Genomic DNA, 18940 nt, shown 5'->3' with positions numbered 1-18940 from the left:
AGTTGTGACTGGTGGCGGCCCGCACGCCGTGCTGTTCGACATGGACGGTCTGCTCATCGACTCCGAGCACGTCTGGCTGGAGGTGGAGTCGGAGGTCATGGCGTGGCTCGGCGGTGAATGGAGCCCCGCCCACCAGGAGCGCCTGGTCGGCGGCTCCCTGTACCTCGCCGTCGACTACATGCTGGAGCTGACCGGGGCGGACGCCCCCCGCGAGGAGGTCGGCCGGCGGATGCTGGACGGCATGGTCGAGCGGCTCAGCGCCTGCGTCCCGATGATGCCCGGCGCCAAGGACCTGCTCGCCGAGGTCCGCGCCGCCGGGGTGACGGCGGCCCTGGTCTCCTCCAGCCACCGGCGGCTGATCGAGCCGGTGCTGGACGCCGTCGGCCGCGAGCACTTCGCGCTCAGCGTCGCCGGGGACGAGGTCGCCCAGACCAAGCCGCACCCCGAGCCGTACCTGACCGCCGCGGCCCGGCTCGGCGCCGACCCCGCCCGGTGCGTGGTCCTGGAGGACTCCCCGAACGGCGTCGCCGCGGCGGAGGCGGCGGGATGCGTCACCGTCGCCGTCCCGGGCCTCCTGCCGATCCCGCCCGCGCCGGGGCGGACGGTGGTCGCCTCGCTGCGCGAGGTGAACCTGGAGCGGCTGCGTTCGCTGGTCGCCTGACCGGGGCGTCCCGTCCCGTTGCGCACCCGCCGCCCGGCCGTGACCTGATACCCGGGAGCCGGTACCCGCGGGGGCGGTCCCTAGGGGACGGGTCCCGCCGCAGGAGGATGACGCCGCGGACGCAAACCGTCCGCGAGAAGGAGCAGGTCCGCCGGTTCGCGTGTGACGATGGAGAGAGCACCGCCGCACGGAATGAGGGGCCGGCATGAGCGACGCAGCCATATTCGCGATCAGTCTCGGGGTGACCCTGGTCGGGTTGGTGATCAGCTGGGGCGCCTACCGCCGCCGGGGCGCGGGGACGGGGCTGCGCGGCGCGGCCCTGTCGCTGGTGCCGCTCGCGGCGGCGATGACGGGCGTGACCGAGTTCTTCGTCGACCTGGCGTTCAGCCCGGTGAAGTGGGCGGGCGTCGCGGTGGCGGGCCTTGCCGTGGTCCTCTATCTGGCGTCCGGAGCGATGCTGAGCCGCCGCGCGGGCACCGGCGACGGCGCCGGGACCGCCGGGGCCGCCGGGGGCGGCGAGGGGCGCCGCTCCGCGGGCCGCGCCGCCAAGCCCAAGCGGGGGGTCGAGGGGCCCGCGCCCGGCGGTGGCGACCCGGAGATGGCGGAGATCGAGAAGATCCTTCGCAACCGCGGCATCTCCTGACGCCGCGCGGCTCCCGCACGCGTCGTGACGGCGGGCCGGGACGTCCCGGAGGGGGCGTCCCGGCCCGCCGTTTCTGCGCGTCCCGGCCCTGACCTGCGGACGATCAGTCTCAGATCGGACTCAGTACGGTAAAGCTTGCCGTTCCAGACCCCTCCCGAGTTGCCTGTCCGGTCCTCACCGAACGTACTATTCGGGCGATTTGTCCGAAGTGGTACGCGGACGCGTGTTCCCCAGATGACGACGAGATCACAAGTCAGATACGGGTACTTCCTAAGGACGCTTCACGGATGGACAGTCGTGCCCGAAGGACTACGTTTCCCTTCAGCAAACGCGGCGTAACGGGCACGGGGGCAGCGGATGATCTCCGCGACCGCCGGTCACTCGCCGGCGGCATGGCCGAACCAGTGGCCGGACGGTAGGAGGTATCGAGCGTGGCCGCACCCCTAGAGGTGACCGGGTCCGACAGCGAGGCACAACCGGAGGCGGTTCTCGCCGGCGTCGACAGGAAGAAGATCCAGGGACGCTCACTCGGGCAGATCGCTTGGATGCGGCTGAAGCGGGACAAGATCGCTCTCAGCGGCGCCGTCATCGTCTTCGTGCTCATCCTGATCGCGATCTTCGGCCCGTACTTCGTGCAGGACCCGCTGACGTACCACCAGAACCTGATCGACCCGACCTACAACCGGCCGAAGTCCGGGATCTGGCACACGGGCATCAGCGGCGACCACTGGCTGGGCGTGGAGCCCGGCACCGGCCGCGACCTGCTGGCCCGCATCGTGCACGGCGCCCGGATCTCGCTCCTGGTGTCGTTCCTTGCCACCCTGCTGTCGGTGGTCATCGGGACGGTCGCCGGCATCGTCGCCGGCTACTTCGGCGGCTGGGTCGACTACCTGATCAGCCGGGCCATGGACGCCTTCCTGGCCTTCCCCCTGCTGCTGTTCGCGATCGCGCTGGTCGGCGTCGTCTCCGACGGCGCGTTCGGGCTGAACGGCAACGGGCTGCGGATCTCGGTGCTGGTCGTGGTCATCGGCTTCTTCAACTGGCCCTACATCGGCCGCATCATCCGCGGCCAGACGCTGTCGCTGCGCGAGCGCGAGTTCGTCGACGCCGCGCGCAGCCTGGGAGCCCGCAACTCCTACGTGCTCTTCAAGGAGATCCTGCCGAACCTGGTCGCCCCGATCCTGGTCTACTCGACCCTGCTGATCCCGACCAACATCCTGTTCGAGGCGGCGCTGTCGTTCCTCGGCGTCGGAGTGATCCCGCCGACGCCCTCCTGGGGCGCCATGCTGACGCTCGCGGTACCGATCTACTCCTCGGACCCCGCGTACATGATCATCCCTGGTATGGCCATCTTCATCACCGTCCTCGCCTTCAACCTCTTCGGTGACGGGCTGCGGGACGCTCTCGACCCTCGGGCCAAGTGACTCGGGTTCAACCGACCCGTCTAATTGAAGGGGTGCGCCTGCACATGAACAAGATGAGACCGATAGCGGTCTTCGCGGCCGGTGTGGTCGTGGCCGCTGGGCTCGCCGCCTGCGGCGGCGGTGAATCCGGGGGCTCGGGGAGCGGACCCGGGTACAACGCCGGTGTGAACGAGGTCGTCAACAAGTCGGACAAGAAGGGCGGCACGCTCAAGCTGGCCGACTCCGACGACTGGGACTCGCCGGACCCCGGCAACACCTACTACGCGTTCTCCCAGAACTTCGCCCGTCTCTACGGCCGCGGCCTGACCACGGCCAAGGCGGCGGCGGGCAAGGAGAGCCTTGAGATCGTCCCTGACCTGGCCACCGACATGGGCCAGTCCAGCGACGGCGGCAAGACCTGGACGTACAAGCTGCGGACCGGCGTCAAGTACGACGACGGCACCACGGTCACGTCCAAGGACGTCAAGTACGCGATCGAGCGCAGCAACTACACCAAGGAGCTGCAGCTCGGGCCGAAGTACTTCAAGCAGTACCTCGTCGACAACAAGCCCGCCTACAAGGGCCCGTACGACGACAAGAGCGACGAGGGTCTGAAGTCCATCGAGACCCCCGACGACCAGACGATCGTGTTCCACCTGAACGAGCCGTTCCAGGAGTTCGACTACCTGGTCGCGATGTCGCAGTCCATCCCCGTGCCGAAGGCCAAGGACACCGGCACGAAGTACGAGTCCGCGATCGTCTCCAGCGGGCCGTACAAGATCGACAACTACACGCGCGGCAAGTCGATGTCGCTGTCGCGCAACCCGAACTGGAACCAGAGCACCGACCCGCTCCGCAAGGCGCTGCCGGACAAGATCGAAGTCCAGATCAAGCAGAACGCGGACGACATCGACCAGCGGCTGCTGGCCGGCTCGCTGGACATGGACATCACCGGCGTCGGCGTCCAGTCGGGGACGCAGCCGAAGGTGCTGACGCCCGAGCAGAAGCCGTACGTGGACAACCCGGTCCAGGGCTTCCTGCGGTTCATGTCGCTGAACGTGCACGTCAAGCCGCTCGACAACATCCACTGCCGGCTCGCCGTGCAGTACGCGACCGACAAGGTCGCCGCGCAGACCGCCTACGGAGGCCCGCTGGCCGGTGGCGACATCGCCACCACCGTCCTGCCCCCGTCGGTGGACGGCTACTCCAAGTTCGACCTGTACCCGCAGAAGCAGGCCGAGAGCGGTGGCCTCGACCAGGCCACGCTCGCCAAGGCCAAGTCGGAACTGCAGGCGTGCGGCAAGCCGGACGGCTTCACCAGCAAGATCTCGGCGCGGTCGGACCGGCCGAAGGAAGTCGCGATGGCCGAGGCGATCCAGCAGAGCCTCGCCAAGGTCGGCATCAAGGTCAGCATCGTCCAGTTCCCGGCCGGTGACTACTTCAACAAGTACGTCGGCGCGCCGAAGTACGTCCACGACCACGGCATCGGCATGATGATCATGGCGTGGGCGGCCGACTGGAACACCGGCTACGGCTTCCTCTCGCAGATCGTGCACGGTCAGGCGATCAAGCCGTCCGGCGGCAACAACCTCGCCGAGCTCGACGACCCGAAGGTCAACCAGGGGCTCAACGACGCGATCGCCAACCCGGACAAGGCGGCCCGTCTGAAGGCCTACGGTGAGGTCGACAAGGCGGTCATGGGGACCGCCGCCGAGGTCCCGCTGATCTACGCCAAGGCCCTGATGTACCGGCCGAAGCGTGTGACCAACGCGGGCATCACTTACTACTACGGCGGAATGTACGACTACCTCAACATGGGCGTGGAGTGACACTCCGCTTCGTCCGTGCGTCCAGCTGAAGGCAGGTGAAGGCGACGCCCGCCGGCCGGTCCGGGACCCACAGGTCCCGCCCGGCCGGCGGGTGGGCCGAGCAATGTGTTCGCATACATAATCCGGCGCCTCATCGGTGCCGTCGTCATGTTGCTGCTGGTCAGCATGGTGACCTTCGGCATCTTCTTCTGGCTGCCCAAGATCGCGGGGCAGACGACCGACCAGATCGCGGCGGCCTACGTCGGTAAGGCGCCGACCGTCGAGGCGATCCAGGACACCAAGGAGCGGCTCGGCCTCGACAAGCCGGTCGTGGTGCAGTACGGCAACTACGTCAAGGCCATCGTGGTCGGCAAGGACTACAAGGCCGGCCCCGTGACCGACCACTGCCCGGCGCCGTGCCTCGGTTACTCGTTCCGGAGCAGCCAGCCGGTGCTGGACACGCTGGTGGACCGCGCCCCGGCCACCCTGTCGCTGGCACTGGGCGCCGCCCTCGTCTGGCTCGTCGCCGGCATCGCCACCGGTGTGGTGTCGGCGCTGCGCAGAGGCTCGGTCTGGGACCGGGGGGCGATGATCGTCGCCTTGGCCGGCGTGTCGCTGCCCATCTACTTCACCGGCCTGGTCTCCCTCGCCGTGTTCTCCTACAGCCTGAAGATCTTCCCGGGCGGCGGCAGCTACATTCCGATCACCTCGAATCCGGTGAAGTGGTTCGAGGCGTTGGTGCTGCCCTGGATCACGCTCGCGTTCCTCTACGCCGCGATGTACGCGCGGCTCACCAGAGCGGGCATGCTGGAAACGATGAACGAGGACTACATCCGCACAGCCCGCGCGAAGGGCCTGCTGGAGAGGACGGTCGTCACCAAGCACGCGCTGCGCGCCTCGCTGACGCCGATCCTCACCATCTTCGGCCTCGACCTCGGCCTGCTGCTCGGCGGGGCCGTCCTGACCGAGAACACCTTCGGAATCCCGGGACTGGGCCAGCTGGCGATCAGTTCGATCAGGGGCGGCGACCTGCCCATGGTGCTCGGCGTGACGCTGCTCACGGCGGCCTCCATCATCGTGATCAACCTGATCGTCGACATGCTGTACGCGATCGTCGACCCGAGAGTGAGGCTGGGCTGATGACCGGCACCGCGCCCGCCGCGGACACCGCGGGCACCGGCGACGCTCCGAGCGCGTTCCTCGAGGTCCGCGACCTCAAGATCCACTTCCCGACGGACGACGGCCTGGTCAAGTCCGTCGACGGGCTGTCATTCCAGCTGGAGCGCGGCCGTACGCTCGGCATCGTGGGCGAGTCGGGCTCCGGCAAGAGCGTGACCAGCCTCGGCATCCTCGGCCTGCACAACCGGCGCAACGCCGACGTGTCCGGGGAGATCTGGCTGGACGGCAAGGAGATCGTCGGCGCCCCGCAGTCCGAGGTGCGCCGGCTCCGCGGCCGCGACATGGCGATGATCTTCCAGGACCCGCTGTCGTCGATGCACCCCTTCTACACGGTCGGCAACCAGATCATCGAGGCCTACCGGGTGCACAACGACGTGTCCAAGTCGGTGGCCCGCAAGCACGCCATCGACATGCTCGGCAAGGTCGGCATCCCCAGGCCGGACAAGCGGGTGGACGACTACCCGCACCAGTTCTCCGGCGGTATGCGGCAGCGCGCGATGATCGCGATGGCGCTGTCCTGCGACCCCGAGCTGCTGATCGCCGACGAGCCGACCACGGCGCTGGACGTGACCGTCCAGGCGCAGATCCTGGACCTGATCCGGGACCTGCAGCAGGAGTTCAACTCCGCCGTCATCATGATCACCCACGACCTCGGGGTGGTCGCCGAGCTGTCCGACGACATCCTGGTGATGTACGCGGGCCGCGCGGTGGAGTACGCCTCCGTCGACGACGCCTTCCACAACCCGCTGCACCCCTACACCTGGGGGCTGCTCGGTTCGATGCCGAGGCTGGACCGGGAGCGCTCGGAGCGGCTGATGCCGATCGAGGGATCGCCGCCGAGCCTGATCAACGTGCCGTCGGGGTGCGCGTTCCATCCGCGCTGCCCCTACAGTGACCTCAACGGGGACAAGAGCACGACCGAGCGGCCCGCGCTGGTCGAGGCCGAACCCGGCCACAAGGCGGCGTGCCATCTCCCGCTGGAGAAGAAGCGGCAGATCTGGAACGACGAGATCCGGGCGAAGCTGTGACGAGCACGGGTGGGAACGAGACTGTGAACACAACGAAGACCCCGGCCGACGAGACCCGTACGGCCGCGGAGACCCGCCCCGCGCGGGACGGCGAGCCGCTGCTGGAGGTGGAGAACCTCGGCAAGCACTTCCCCGTCACCGCGGGGCTGCTGCGCCGGCAGGTCGCGGCGGTGAAGGCCGTCGACGGCGTGTCGTTCTCGGTGCGCAAGGGCGAGACGCTCGGGCTGGTGGGCGAGTCGGGCTGCGGCAAGTCCACCACCGGCCGGATGATCATGCGGCTGCTGGACCCCAGCTTCGGCAAGATCACTTTCGAGGGCCAGGACATCACCTCGATGTCGCAGGGGCGGCTCCGGCCGCTCCGCCGGGACATCCAGATGATCTTCCAGGACCCGTACTCGTCGCTGAACCCGCGCAAGACGGTCGGCGCGATCGTCGGGGCTCCCTTCCGGCTGCAGAACCTCGAGGCCAAGCAGGGCGTCAAGAAGGCCGTCCAGGAGATCCTGGAGCTGGTCGGGCTCAACCCCGAGCACTACAACCGCTACCCGCACGAGTTCTCCGGCGGTCAGCGGCAGCGCATCGGCATCGCCCGCACCCTGGCCCTCAAGCCGAAGCTGATCGTCGCGGACGAGCCGGTGTCGGCGCTGGACGTGTCGGTGCAGGCGCAGGTCGTCAACCTGCTGGAGGACCTGCAGAACGAGCTCGACCTCACCTACGTGGTGATCGCGCACGACCTGTCGGTCGTCCGGCACATCTCCGACCGCGTCGCCGTCATGTACCTCGGCAAGCTCGTCGAGCTGGCGGACCGGGCGGACCTGTACGAGCGGCCCATGCACCCCTACACCAACGCGCTGCTGTCGGCGGTGCCGATCCCCGACCCGAGCGAGCGCGGGGACCGCAAGCGGATCCGGCTGCAGGGCGACGTGCCGAGCCCGCTCGACCCGCCGCCCGCCTGCCGCTTCCACACCCGCTGCTGGAAGGCGCAGGACATCTGCAAGCAGGTCGAGCCGCCGCTGGTGGAGCTCAGCCCCGGACACCAGGCCGCCTGCCACTTCCCGGAGAACACCACGGTCAGTGCGACGGACGCGGTCGCCAAGGCCGCGGTGACGCCGGCCGTGGCCCCGGCCCCGGCCGACGACCCGGAGTCCGCGGAGTAGCGCCGACAGGCATGCCCCGCGCATGAGGAAAGGCCCGGCCCCCGCGAGGGGGACCGGGCCTTTCCTCATGGCCGCACGCCCGGGGCTACTCGGTGGAGATGGCCTTGAGGACGTCCATGCGGCCCGCGCGCCACGCCGGCCAGAGGGCGGCCAGCACACCGATGACCGCGGCGACCACCAGGTAGATCCCCAGGGTCCCGTACGGCACGGCGAGGACCCCGAGGCCCTTGTCCGCGAGGGCATTCTGCAGCGCGGCGCCGAACGCCACCCCGATGCCCATGCCGAGCACCGCGCCGAAGATCGCGATCATGATGGACTCCAGCCGGATCATGCGGCGCAGCTGCCGCCGGGAGATCCCGATCGCGCGCAGCAGCCCGATCTCCCGGGTCCGCTCGATCACCGACAGCGCCAGGGTGTTGATCACTCCGACGGCGGCGATGATGACGGACATCACCAGCAGGATCGTCAGGAACGTCACGAACCCGTCGACCTGCTTGCGGGCGTCGGCCTTCAGCGACGCCTGGTCGGACACCTTCAGGTTCGGGTAGTCCTTCAGTGCCGACTCCAGCGCGCTCTTCGTCGCCGCCGACGGCGCCGAGGCGTCCACCACGACCGCGGTCACGGCCGGCCGCACCGTGTGCCGCAGGTGCGCCTGCTGGGAGATGAGGCGGGGACCGATCAGATCGCTCTTGGCGTACACGCCCGTCAGCGTCAGCCGCTCGGTCCGCCCGTCGGTGAACTGCACCGGGACCGCCGCCCCGACCTTCCAGCCGCGGTCCTTCGCGGTGGCCTCGTCCACCATGATCCCGGCGTCGCCGATGTCGGTGCCACCGGAGGTGATCTTCAGCTTGGCCGCCTTGGCGATCACCGCCGCGTCGCCGGACATGTACCACGCCTTCTTGTTCTCGATCTTGGCATCGCCCTCGTAGGTGGGGGACGCGGCGGTCACCCCGGGCGTCGCCCGGACCTGCTGCGCGGCCTCGGCGCTGATGCCGCCCGCGCCCTGGACCTCGACGAGGTAGTCGGCGCCGAACTGCGCGTCGACCTGCTCGTCGATCGAGGCCCGCATCGTCGCGCCCAGCACGTTGACCGTGGTGATCAGCGCCAGCCCGATCATCAGCGCGGCGGCGGTGGCGGCGGTGCGGCGCGGGTTGCGCAGGGCGTTCTGCCGCGCGAGGCGCCCGGGCGGGCCCATCAGCCGCGCGAACGGCGCGCCGAGCACCTTCATGACCGGCACGCTGATCACCGGGGCGAGCATGGCGACGCCGATGAAGACCGCGAACGCGCCCGCGCCCACCGGCACCGCCGGGTTCCCGCCGTTCCCGGCGAGGCCGGCGCCGATGAGGCCCGCGCCCACGAGGGTGAGCAGGGAGCCGAGCGCGATCCGGATCCGCAGCGACCGCTGGGGGAGCGCGACGTCGTCGCGCATCGCCGCCACCGGCGGGATCTTCGCGGCGCGGCGGGCCGGGAAGTAGGCCGACACGACCGTCACCACGATGCCCACCGCGTACGCCCAGATCACCGGGGTCGCGGTGAAGGTCAGCCCGCCGGCCCCGGCGTCGCCCATCTGCGTCTGCAGCAGGGAGGCCAGGCCGGCGCCGGCCGCGAGGCCGAGGGTGGAGCCCACCACGCCCACCGCCACGGCCTCGCCGATCACCGCGCGCGTCACCTGGCCGCGGGCCGCGCCGATCGCGCGCAGCAGCGCCAGCTCGCGGGTCCGCTGCGCGACCAGCATCGAGAACGTGTTGAAGATGATGAACGACCCGACGAAGATCGAGATGAGCGCGAACACGAGCAGGAACGTGCGGAAGAAGCTCATCATCGCGGCGATGTCGCTCTTGGACTCCTCGCGGAGCTTCTCTCCGGTGACGGCCTCCAGGTTCTGCGGCAGCGCCTTGGCGACCCGGTCGCGCAGCTCGCTCTGGGACGGGCCGGTGGAGCCCATCTCGATGTCGCTGAAGTAGCCGGGCTTCAGCATCAGCCGCTGCGCCGTCGGGGTGTCGAAACCGGTGAGGGTCGCGCCCATGAGGTTCCCGGCGTCGACCAGCCCGACGATCCGCATGCGGGCGGGCGGCCCGGCGGTGATGACCCGGGTGGTGTCGCCGACCGCGAGCTTGCCCTTCTCCGCGGTCTTGGCGTCGATGACGACCTCGTCCGGCCCCTGCGGGGCGCGGCCCGACGCCAGGTCGTAGGTCCCGCCCGTCGCCCAGTTCGTTCCGATCTGGGGCGGCCCGTCCTGCGCCGTCCCGACGATCTTCCCGTCCTTGCCGACGACGGCGGCGTACCCGTTGACGTTGCCCTTGGGGTCCTTGACGCCGTCGATGCCCTGCAGGGTCTTCAGCACGGTCGCCGGGACCGGCTGCGCCGCCATCTCGTCGTCGTCGCCCTCGATGACCTTCTTGGCCCGCACGTCGACCGCCACGTTCGTGCCGATCCGGCTGAACAGGTCGTCGAACTGCTTGTTCATGCTGTCGGTGAAGATCAGTGTGCCGGCCACGAACGCGACGCCGAGGATCACCGCGACGGCCGTCAGCACCAGCCTGATCTTGTGCGCCGCGAGGTTGCGGAGCGTGACCTTGCCCATCATCGCGCCGACACCCCGGATTCGGGCGTGCTCGCGGGACGGGTGTTGTGGCCGCCGGCGTCGAAGCCCTTCATGCGCTCCAGCACCCGCTCGGCGGTCGGCTCGGTCATGGTGTCGACGATCTGACCGTCGGACAGGAACAGCACCTGGTCGGCGTAGGCGGCCGCGGACGGGTCGTGGGTGACCATCACGATGGTCTGCCCCATCCGCCGCACCGAGTCGCGCAGGAAGCCGAGGACCTCGGCGCCCGAGCGCGAGTCCAGGTTCCCGGTCGGCTCGTCCGCGAAGATGATCTCGGGGCGGGACGCCAGGGCCCGGGCGCACGCCACCCGCTGCTGCTGGCCGCCCGACAGCTCGGTGGGACGGTGCTTGAGCCGCGGCCGCAGCCCCACCGTGTCGATCACCGCGTCCAGCCACTCCTTGTCGGCCTTGCGGCCCGCGATGTCCATCGGCAGCGTGATGTTCTCCAGCGCGGTCAGGGTCGGCACCAGGTTGAACGCCTGGAAGATGAAGCCGATCTTGTCGCGGCGCAGCCGGGTGAGCTGCTTGTCCTTGAGCCGGGTCAGCTCGGTGTCGCCGATGAGGACCTGTCCGGAGTCCACCGAGTCCAGCCCCGCCATGCAGTGCATCAGGGTGGACTTGCCGGATCCGGAGGGGCCCATGATCGCGGTGAACCGGCCGCGGGGAATGCCGACGGTGACCGCGTCGAGCGCGACCACCTGGGCGTCGCCGCGCCCGTACACCTTCGCGATCTGCTGGGTTCGAGCGGCGAAGTCGCCCGCCCCGGGCGCGTGCTCCGCGCCGGCGGTCGATGGGGCGGTGTTCGTCACGTGTACTCCCGTGGGTGAGTGAGCAGGAATGCGTCCGGACCGCGCCGTGCCCCCGGCGATCCGACTCCCAAAACCCTAGAAGTCGAACAAAGCGGTTTCCTGGACCCCAGGAATGGACTTGCCCGTCCACCCACGGCAGGAGAAGCCCGCCCTCCGTCGTCCTACCGGAGTAGGCCTCCGCCGCCGAAAGCCAGGGGCGCCTCAGGGAACGACCCTGAAACCGGCGCCCCGGCCCGCGCGTCAGCTCTGGCCGGGCCTGCTCAGCCCCGTCTCGTACGCGTACACCACGGCCTGCACGCGGTCGCGCAGGCCGAGCTTGGCCAGGACGTTGCCGACGTGCGTCTTCACCGTGGTCTCGCTCACCACGAGCTCCGCCGCGATCTCGGCGTTGGACTGGCCGCGGGCCACGTGCGACAGCACCTCGCGCTCGCGCTCGGTCAGGGTGTCCAGCCCGGGCGGGGGCGAGGCGTCCCGGACGGCAGGCAGCCGGCTGGCGAACTTGTCCAGCAGGCGTCGCGTCACCGACGGCGCCACGATCGCGTCGCCCGCCGCCACGATGCGGATCGCCTGCACCAGGTCCTCCGGCGGGGAGTCCTTGAGCAGGAACCCGCTGGCGCCCGCCCGGACCGCCTCGATGACGTACTCGTCCAGGTCGAACGTCGTCAGGATCAGCACCCTGGGGTCGTGCGAGGCCGCGCCCTCACGGATGATCCGGCGGGTCGCCTCGATGCCGTCCACCCCCGGCATCCGGATGTCCATCAGCACCACGTCCGGCAGCAGCGACCGGGTCAGCTCCACCGCCACCGCGCCGTCGCCGGCCTCCCCGACGACGGCGATGTCCGCCTCCGCCTCCAGGATGAGCCGGAAACCCGTCCGCAGCAGCGGCTGGTCGTCGACGAGCAGCACCCGTACCGCGGTCATCGGGCAGCCCCCGCCGGTCGCCGTCCCGGACCGTTCATCGTTGCGCTCCTCGCCCTCACCGGACCGCCGCGGACGCGGCGCTCCTGCCCCAACCTACGGCCTCGCACGGCTCACGGCTCCAGCGGGAACCGGGCCCGCACGCCGAATCCGCCGCCGACCCGCGGCCCGATCTTCAACTCGCCACCGTACAGCGCGACCCGCTCGTACATGCCGACCAGGCCGTGCCCCGGATTGTCCCCGTTGTCGGCCATGAACGTCGCCGTTCCGTGCCCGTCGTCCTCGATCTCCACCGTCAGGTCGCTGTCGCCGTAGTACAGCCGCACCCAGGACCGCGCCTGCGGCCCCGCGTGCTTCAGCGTGTTCGTCAGCGCCTCCTGGATCAGCCGGAACGCCGCCACGTCCACGCCGGGGGACGGCGACCGCGCCTCGCCCTCCATCCACAGCTGGACCGACAGACCCGTCTCCCGCACGTGCTCCAGCAGCTCGCCGAGGTCGCCGAGGCCCGGCTGCGGCGCCAGCTCCCGGCCCGCCCGCTCGGGATCGCGGTCCGTGCGCAGCACGCCGACGATCCGCCGCATCTCGCTCAGCGCGGTCCGCCCGACCTCCTCGATCGTCGACATCGCCTCGCGCGCGCTGCCGGGGTCCCGGTCGATGATCCGCCGCGCGGCGCCCGCCTGCACCGTCATCACGCTCACGTGGTGCGCCACGACGTCGTGCAGCTCCCGCGCGATCCGGGACCGCTCCTCCACGCGGGCGGCCCGCGCGTCGGTGCCGCGCGCCCGCTCCAGCCGGGCCGCCCGGTCCTCCAGCTCGGCGAAGTACGCCCGGCGCAGCCGCAGGTTGCGGCCCAGCACCCACACGCCGATCACCAGCGCGCAGTCGGTGAACAGCACCTCCGGCGCCACCGATATCGGCAGCACCAGCAGGGAGGTGAGGAAGTAGGCGAACGCCGTCGCGCCGCCGAGCGCGCTCTGCGCCAGCCCCCGGTGCGCCGCCACGCTGTAGACGGCGATCAGGAACGCCACGACGTCCGGCACCGACGGCGGGTAGTGCGCCAGCGTCATCACCAGTTCACCGCCGATGATGAACAGCAGCACCGGCACCGGATGGCGGCGGCGCCACGTCAGCGCCATCGTCACCGCGGTGACCAGCAGCCCGTCCCAGACGTCCGGCGACCGGAAGTGCTCGAAGCCGTCGCCGGCGGGCAGCCTCTCCAGGAACAGCTGTGGCAGCCCCACCGCCAGCACGCCCAGCGCGAGCAACGCGTCGGCCGCCATCGGGCGCGCGTGCAGCCAGGCGCGGACGGCTTGGAGACCACGGATGCGGGGTGACACGACACTCACCCTAGGAGGCCGCGGCAGGTCCCGAGCCCTCCTGAACGCGGATCCGCGGTCCTCCCCAAGGATGACCCGGCCGCGCCGGGGGCGCTACTAGAGATCGTCGTGCTCCCGCGCCCCGGCCCCGGCGCGCGGGTCGGCCCGTCTGGCCTCCTCCAGGTCGGCGGGGGAGGGGCGGTTCACGGGCGCCGCGGGCAGCGGCGGGGGAGTGCCGCCGAACTCAGGGCAGCGCTCCTTGTGGTCGCACCAGTCGCACAGCCGCCCCGAGCGCGCCCGCCACTCGCCGGTCTCCATCGCCCGCCGGATCGCCTGCCACAGCGCCTCCACCTTGCGCTGCGTGGCGCGCAGGTCGGCCTCGTCCGGCTCGTAGCGCAGGATCTCGCCGTTGCCCAGGTACATCAGCTGCAGCAGCCGCGGCACCCGGCCGCGAAGCCGCCACAGCACCAGCGCGTAGAACTTCATCTGGAACAGGGCCCGCGCCTCGAAGTCGGCCCGCGGAGCCGTCCCGGTCTTGTAGTCCACGATCCGCACGTCGCCGCTGGGTGCCACGTCGACGCGGTCGATGTACCCGCGCAGCTTCAGCCCCGAGTCGAGCACCGTCTCCACGAACAGCTCGCGCTCGGCCGGCTCGAGGCGGCGCGGGTCCTCCAGGGTGAAGTACCGCTCGACCATCCGCCGTGCCTGCGCCAGCCACTCGGCGTGCTCGGCCTCGCCGTCGGCGCCGTCCTCGAACAGCTCGGCCAGCTCCGGCTCGGCCTCCAGCAGCCGGTCCCATTCCGGCGCCAGCATCTCCAGTGCCGCCGCCGGCGTCCGCGCCCCGGTCGGCAGGTCGAACAGCCGCTCCAGCACCGCGTGCACCAGCGTCCCCCGCACGGCCGCGGCGCTCGGCCGCTCCGGGATCCGGTCGATCACCCGGAACCGGTACAGCAGCGGGCACGTCATGAAATCGCCCGCCCGCGACGGCGACAACGACCCGACCACCACCGCCGCGTCCCCCGCGCCTCCGCCCGCCTCCGCCGTGCGCGCGGACGGTACGGACGCCCTGCTTCCCGCTCCGATGCCATCCGCCTCGGTGCTGCCCGCCTCGGTCGTCGTCATGGCACAGCAGCGTAGGTGACACCCCCGACGGAAATCCCGCACCCGCCGCCGCGCGCCCGGCGGAGGCCCGGTACCGCCGCCGGGGCCGTAGCATCGGGGGCGTGACACACAGCGCGCCCCCGACCGAGGACAGGACCCCGGCCGGCGGCCCCGGGCCCGACGACGACCGCCCCGCACGCCCCGGCCTGCTCATGGGCCGCCTGTTCGGCGTGCCCGTCTACGTCTCGCCCAGCTGGTTCCTGGTCGCGGTTCTCGTCACCGTCATGTTCGAGGGCCAGGTCCACGACGTCGTCAGCCCCCCGCTCAGCTACCTCGTCGCCTTCACCTACGCCGTCCTGCTCTACGGCTCGGTGTTCGTCCACGAACTGAGCCACGCCGTCACCGCGCGCGCCTTCGGCCTTCCCGTCCGATCCGTCACCCTCCACATCCTCGGCGGGGAGACCTCCATCGAGCGCGAGGCCCCCACCCCCGCCCGCGAGTTCCTCATCGCCTTCGCCGGGCCGCTGGTGAACCTCGTCCTCGCCGGGCTCGGGCTGCTCGTCCACGCCGTCGTCCCCCTGCCCGAGGTCGCGCTGCTGCTCGTCGAGGCCCTCACCTTCGCCAACCTCCTGGTCGGGCTGTTCAACCTGCTGCCCGGCCTCCCGCTGGACGGCGGCCGCCTCGTGCGCGCCGTCGTCTGGAAGGTCACCGGACGCAGCCGCAGTGGCGGCGTCTTCGCCGGCTGGGTCGGCCGCGGCGTCGCCATCGCCTGCCTCGTCGCCGGTGCCTACCTCGCCACCTACAACACCGGCGAGGGCGGCGGCATCGGCTGGCTCGCCCTGCTGTGGTCGGCCCTGGTCGCCTCCTTCATCTGGGTCGGCGCCACGCAGGCCATCCGCGCCGAGCGCGTCCGCGACCGCATCCCGCTGCTGTCCGCGCGCCGCCTCGCCCGCCGCGCCACCCTCGTCACCGCCGACGTCCCGCTCGCCGAGGCCGTCCGCCGCGCCCGCGAGGACCAGGCCGGCGCCATCGTCATCGCCGACCACGACGGAAGGCCCCTCGGCCTCGTCAGCGAGAAGGCCGTCACCGCCACCCCCGAGCACCGCCGCCCCTGGGTCAGCGCGGGCGACGTGTCGCGGGGCGTCGACGACGGCCTCACCCTGCCCGCCGACCTGTCCGGCGAGGAGCTGGTCGAGGCACTGCGCCGCGCGCCCGCCTCGGAGTACCTTCTCGTGGAGCCCGACGGTGGCGTCTACGGCGTCCTCGCGGTCGCCGACGTCGACCGTGCCTTCGCCGGCATCTGACCCGCTCCCGCGGGGCGCCGCCGCGGCCCGACCTGCCCGCGCCCGCCGCTAGCCTTGACCTCCATGAGCGAACCCCGACCCGACGGCCCCGCCCCCTCGCCCGGCCGCATCCCCCACGGCCCGTTCCGCCCCGGCGACCAGGTTCAGCTCACCGACCCCAAGGGCCGGATCAACACCATCACGCTCCAGCCCGGCAAGGTCTACCACTCGCACAAGGGCTCGGTCCCCCACGACGACATGATCGGCAGCCCCGAGGGGAGCGTCTTCCGCTCCACCGGCGGCATCGAGTACCTGGCCTTCCGCCCGCTGCTCGCCGACTTCACCCTCCGCATGCCGCGCGGCGCCGCCGTCGTCTACCCCAAGGACGCCGCCCAGATCATCGCGATGGCCGACATCTTCCCCGGCGCCCGCGTGGTCGAGGCCGGCGCCGGGTCCGGGGCCCTCAGCTGCTTCCTGCTGCGCGCCGTCGGCGAGCGCGGCCTCGTCTCCTCCTACGAGCGCCGGCCCGACTTCGCCGACATCGCCCGCGCCAACGTCGAGAAGTTCTTCGGCGGGCCCCACCCCGCCTGGCGCCTCACCGTCGGCTCCCTGGAGGACGCCCTCGCCGAGGCCGACGTCGACCGCGTCGTGCTGGACATGCTCGCGCCCTGGGAGACCCTCGACGCCGTCGCCAAGGCCCTCGTCCCCGGGGGCATGGTCTGCGCCTACATCGCCACCACCACCCAGATGTCGCGGGTCGTCGAGGACCTGCGCTCCCACGGCCGGTTCGCCGAGCCCTACGCCTTCGAGACGATGCTGCGCTCCTGGCACGTCGACGGGCTCGCCGTCCGGCCCGACCACCGCATGGTCGGCCACACCGGTTTCCTCGTCACCGCGCGGCGCCTCGCCGACGGAGTGGCCCCGCCCGCCCGGCGCCGCCGTCCCGCGAAGGGCGCCCACCCCGTGACCGGCGACGCCGCGCCCACGCCCGGCGCCGCGCCCGGGGATCCCGCCGAGTCCTAGATCACATTCCGTCGGCGCCCCTCCACCGGACTCGGCAAACGCCGTGCCACGACACGCCCGGCATGCCGAACCCGCAGGTCCAGACGTCGTAAGCCCCCGACCCCCGCCACCCCCACAGAACCCCTGCCAACCCTCCCGGAAGACCCCCGCACGACACGAACACCGAATGGGCAGGTTACGGAAGCCCTCCAGATAGGTAGGGTCTCAGTAGGTCGTCGGCTCTCTTCGTGAGGAGGTGGCGGGGCGTGGCCGCTCGTGACGATGCTGGGGCGCGCAGGGCGCAGCACGAAAAGGAGGTCAGGGACCTCCAGACGCAGATTTCCTTCCTGGAGGAGGAGATCTCCGTGCTGCGCCGGAAGCTCGCGGAATCCCCGCGCCAAGTACGTGTGCTGGAAGAACGCCTCCATGAGGCACAGGCCAACCTGGCCGCGGTAACCGGTCAGAACGAGCGTCTCGTAGCGACCCTCAAAGAGGCTCGCGAACAGATCGTGGCGCTCAAGGAGGAGGTCGACAGGCTCGCACAACCACCTTCCGGGTTCGGTGTCTTCCTGGACGCGCGCGACGATGGAACGGTCGACATCTTCACCGGCGGGCGCAAGCTGCGTGTCAACGTCAGCCCGGCCGTCGACGTCGACGAACTTCAGCGCGGCCAGGAGGTCATGCTCAACGAGGCCCTCAACATCGTCGAGGCGCTGAAGTTCGAGGAGCAGGGCGAGGTCGTCATGCTCAAGGAGCTCTTCGACGACGGCGAGCGCGCCCTGGTCATCGCGCACGCCGACGAGGAGCGCGTCGTCAAGCTCGCCGAGCCGCTGCGCGGCGTCCCGCTGCGGGCGGGCGACTCCCTGATGCTCGAACCGAGGTCCGGTTACGCCTACGAGAAGATCCACAAGGCGGAGGTCGAGGAGCTCGTCCTCGAAGAGGTCCCCGACATCTCCTACAACGAGATCGGCGGCCTCGGATCGCAGATCGAGATGATCCGCGACGCGGTGGAGCTGCCCTACCTGCACGCCGACCTGTTCCGCGAGCACCAGCTGCGGCCGCCCAAGGGCGTGCTGCTCTACGGTCCGCCCGGCTGCGGCAAGACGCTCATCGCCAAGGCCGTCGCGAACTCGCTCGCCAAGCAGGTCGCGGAGAAGACCGGCCAGGAGGGCAAGAGCTTCTTCCTCAACATCAAGGGCCCCGAGCTGCTGAACAAGTACGTCGGCGAGACCGAGCGGCACATCCGCCTGGTCTTCCAGCGGGCCCGCGAGAAGGCGTCCGCCGGGACCCCGGTCATCGTGTTCTTCGACGAGATGGACTCCATCTTCCGCACCCGCGGCTCGGGGGTCTCCTCCGACGTCGAGAACACCATCGTCCCTCAGCTGCTCAGCGAGATCGACGGCGTCGAGGGCCTGGAGAACGTCATCGTGATCGGCGCGTCCAATCGCGAGGACATGATCGACCCCGCGATCCTGCGGCCGGGCCGGCTGGACGTCAAGATCAAGATCGAGCGGCCGGACGCCGAGGCCGCCAAGGACATCTTCTCCAAGTACATCCTCCACGGACTGCCGCTGCACCCCGACGACCTCAAGGAGCACGGCGGTTCCACCGAGGCCACCGTCGAGGCGATGATCCAGCGCACCGTCGAGCGCATGTACACCGAGAGCGAGGAGAACCGCTTCCTGGAGGTCACCTACGCCAACGGGGACAAGGAAGTCCTGTTCTTCAAGGACTTCAACTCCGGCGCGATGATCCAGAACATCGTCGACCGCGCCAAGAAGATGGCCATCAAGCAGTTCCTCGACACCGGCCAGAAGGGCCTGCGGGTCACTCACCTGCTGGCCGCCTGCGTCGACGAGTTCAGTGAGAACGAGGACCTGCCCAACACCACCAACCCCGACGACTGGGCCCGCATCTCCGGCAAGAAGGGCGAGCGGATCGTCTACATCCGCACGCTCGTCTCCGGGACCAAGGGCTCCGAGGCCGGACGCTCCATCGACACCGTCGCCAACACCGGCCAGTACCTGTAA

At 70.7% G+C, this 18940-nt stretch carries 15 protein-coding genes; 10 read left to right on the top strand and 5 right to left on the bottom strand.

Annotated features, from left to right (window positions below; translation table 11 throughout):
* The first annotated feature begins 4 nt into the window (after positions 1-4).
* From AB0H37_RS11765 to AB0H37_RS11735, 7 genes are all read left to right on the top strand, one after another.
* A complete protein-coding gene (locus AB0H37_RS11765) occupies positions 5-661 on the top strand; it encodes an HAD family phosphatase (protein ID WP_329090286.1) in 657 nt (218 codons plus the stop codon).
* A gap of 205 nt (positions 662-866) precedes the next feature.
* A complete protein-coding gene (locus tag AB0H37_RS11760; RefSeq protein WP_360612334.1) occupies positions 867-1304 on the top strand; it encodes a hypothetical protein in 438 nt (145 codons plus the stop codon).
* Positions 1305-1735: 431 nt separating this feature from the next.
* Positions 1736-2728, top strand: a complete 993-nt coding sequence (locus AB0H37_RS11755; RefSeq protein WP_179835172.1) for an ABC transporter permease — start codon at positions 1736-1738, stop codon at positions 2726-2728.
* Between the two features lie 44 nt (positions 2729-2772).
* Positions 2773-4536: an ABC transporter substrate-binding protein gene (locus AB0H37_RS11750; RefSeq protein ID WP_360612333.1), complete on the top strand. Its 1764-nt coding sequence runs from the start codon at positions 2773-2775 to the stop codon at positions 4534-4536.
* A gap of 105 nt (positions 4537-4641) precedes the next feature.
* The gene (locus tag AB0H37_RS11745; protein ID WP_179835170.1) at positions 4642-5655 is read left to right on the top strand and encodes an ABC transporter permease; all 1014 of its coding nucleotides are present in this window, start codon (positions 4642-4644) and stop codon (positions 5653-5655) included.
* Positions 5655-6722: an ABC transporter ATP-binding protein gene (locus AB0H37_RS11740; protein ID WP_329090293.1), complete on the top strand. Its 1068-nt coding sequence runs from the start codon at positions 5655-5657 to the stop codon at positions 6720-6722. The genes AB0H37_RS11745 and AB0H37_RS11740 overlap by 1 nt, the downstream gene beginning before the upstream one ends.
* Before the next feature lie 98 nt (positions 6723-6820).
* On the top strand, positions 6821-7876 hold the full coding sequence (locus AB0H37_RS11735) for an ABC transporter ATP-binding protein (RefSeq protein ID WP_329098682.1): 1056 nt from the start codon (positions 6821-6823) through the stop codon (positions 7874-7876).
* A gap of 85 nt (positions 7877-7961) precedes the next feature.
* Here the strand turns inward: AB0H37_RS11735 and AB0H37_RS11730 are convergent, their stop codons facing one another.
* The 5 genes from AB0H37_RS11730 to AB0H37_RS11710 form a co-directional block, all read right to left on the bottom strand.
* A complete protein-coding gene (locus tag AB0H37_RS11730; protein ID WP_360612332.1) occupies positions 7962-10463 on the bottom strand; it encodes an ABC transporter permease in 2502 nt (833 codons plus the stop codon).
* Complete coding sequence (locus tag AB0H37_RS11725) at positions 10460-11290, bottom strand: ABC transporter ATP-binding protein (protein WP_179835167.1); 831 nt, start codon at positions 11288-11290, stop codon at positions 10460-10462. The genes AB0H37_RS11730 and AB0H37_RS11725 overlap by 4 nt, the downstream gene beginning before the upstream one ends.
* 240 nt (positions 11291-11530) lie before the next feature.
* Positions 11531-12211 carry a response regulator transcription factor gene (locus AB0H37_RS11720; RefSeq protein ID WP_179835166.1) on the bottom strand — a complete coding sequence of 227 codons (681 nt, stop codon included), beginning with the start codon at positions 12209-12211 and terminating at the stop codon, positions 11531-11533.
* Between the two features lie 110 nt (positions 12212-12321).
* The gene (locus tag AB0H37_RS11715; RefSeq protein WP_329090299.1) at positions 12322-13545 is read right to left on the bottom strand and encodes a sensor histidine kinase; all 1224 of its coding nucleotides are present in this window, start codon (positions 13543-13545) and stop codon (positions 12322-12324) included.
* A 96-nt stretch (positions 13546-13641) separates the two neighbouring features.
* On the bottom strand, positions 13642-14646 hold the full coding sequence (locus AB0H37_RS11710; protein WP_360612331.1) for a PD-(D/E)XK nuclease family protein: 1005 nt from the start codon (positions 14644-14646) through the stop codon (positions 13642-13644).
* A 101-nt stretch (positions 14647-14747) separates the two neighbouring features.
* Here AB0H37_RS11710 and AB0H37_RS11705 point away from each other — a divergent pair, with 101 nt between their 5' ends.
* The 3 genes from AB0H37_RS11705 to arc all read left to right on the top strand — a co-directional run bounded on the left by AB0H37_RS11705 (position 14748) and on the right by arc (position 18940).
* Positions 14748-15929 (top strand): M50 family metallopeptidase, encoded by a 1182-nt coding sequence (locus AB0H37_RS11705; protein ID WP_329090303.1) that lies wholly within the window; start codon positions 14748-14750, stop codon positions 15927-15929.
* A gap of 63 nt (positions 15930-15992) precedes the next feature.
* Positions 15993-16931 (top strand): tRNA (adenine-N1)-methyltransferase, encoded by a 939-nt coding sequence (locus AB0H37_RS11700; protein WP_329090305.1) that lies wholly within the window; start codon positions 15993-15995, stop codon positions 16929-16931.
* A 245-nt stretch (positions 16932-17176) separates the two neighbouring features.
* Positions 17177-18940 (top strand): proteasome ATPase, encoded by a 1764-nt coding sequence (gene arc / locus AB0H37_RS11695; RefSeq protein ID WP_179835162.1) that lies wholly within the window; start codon positions 17177-17179, stop codon positions 18938-18940.

The sequence above is a fragment of the Actinomadura sp. NPDC023710 genome (assembly GCF_040639875.1).
GTDB classification, from domain to species: Bacteria; Actinomycetota; Actinomycetes; order Streptosporangiales; family Streptosporangiaceae; genus Spirillospora; species Spirillospora citrea.
The sequence above is the reverse complement of the archived record's forward strand: the minus strand, read 5'-3'. Positions and strand labels throughout refer to the sequence as shown.

What these genes read in the sequence shown, in the direction of transcription:
- AB0H37_RS11760 (WP_360612334.1), top strand. Translation starts at nt 867, where the DNA reads ATGAGCGACGCAGCCATATTCGCGATCAGTCTCGGGGTGACCCTGGTC.
- AB0H37_RS11720 (WP_179835166.1), bottom strand. Translation starts at nt 12,211, where the DNA reads ATGACCGCGGTACGGGTGCTGCTCGTCGACGACCAGCCGCTGCTGCGG.
- AB0H37_RS11700 (WP_329090305.1), top strand. Translation starts at nt 15,993, where the DNA reads ATGAGCGAACCCCGACCCGACGGCCCCGCCCCCTCGCCCGGCCGCATC.
- AB0H37_RS11710 (WP_360612331.1), bottom strand. Translation starts at nt 14,646, where the DNA reads ATGACGACGACCGAGGCGGGCAGCACCGAGGCGGATGGCATCGGAGCG.
- AB0H37_RS11730 (WP_360612332.1), bottom strand. Translation starts at nt 10,463, where the DNA reads ATGATGGGCAAGGTCACGCTCCGCAACCTCGCGGCGCACAAGATCAGG.
- AB0H37_RS11740 (WP_329090293.1), top strand. Translation starts at nt 5,655, where the DNA reads ATGACCGGCACCGCGCCCGCCGCGGACACCGCGGGCACCGGCGACGCT.
- AB0H37_RS11750 (WP_360612333.1), top strand. Translation starts at nt 2,773, where the DNA reads ATGAACAAGATGAGACCGATAGCGGTCTTCGCGGCCGGTGTGGTCGTG.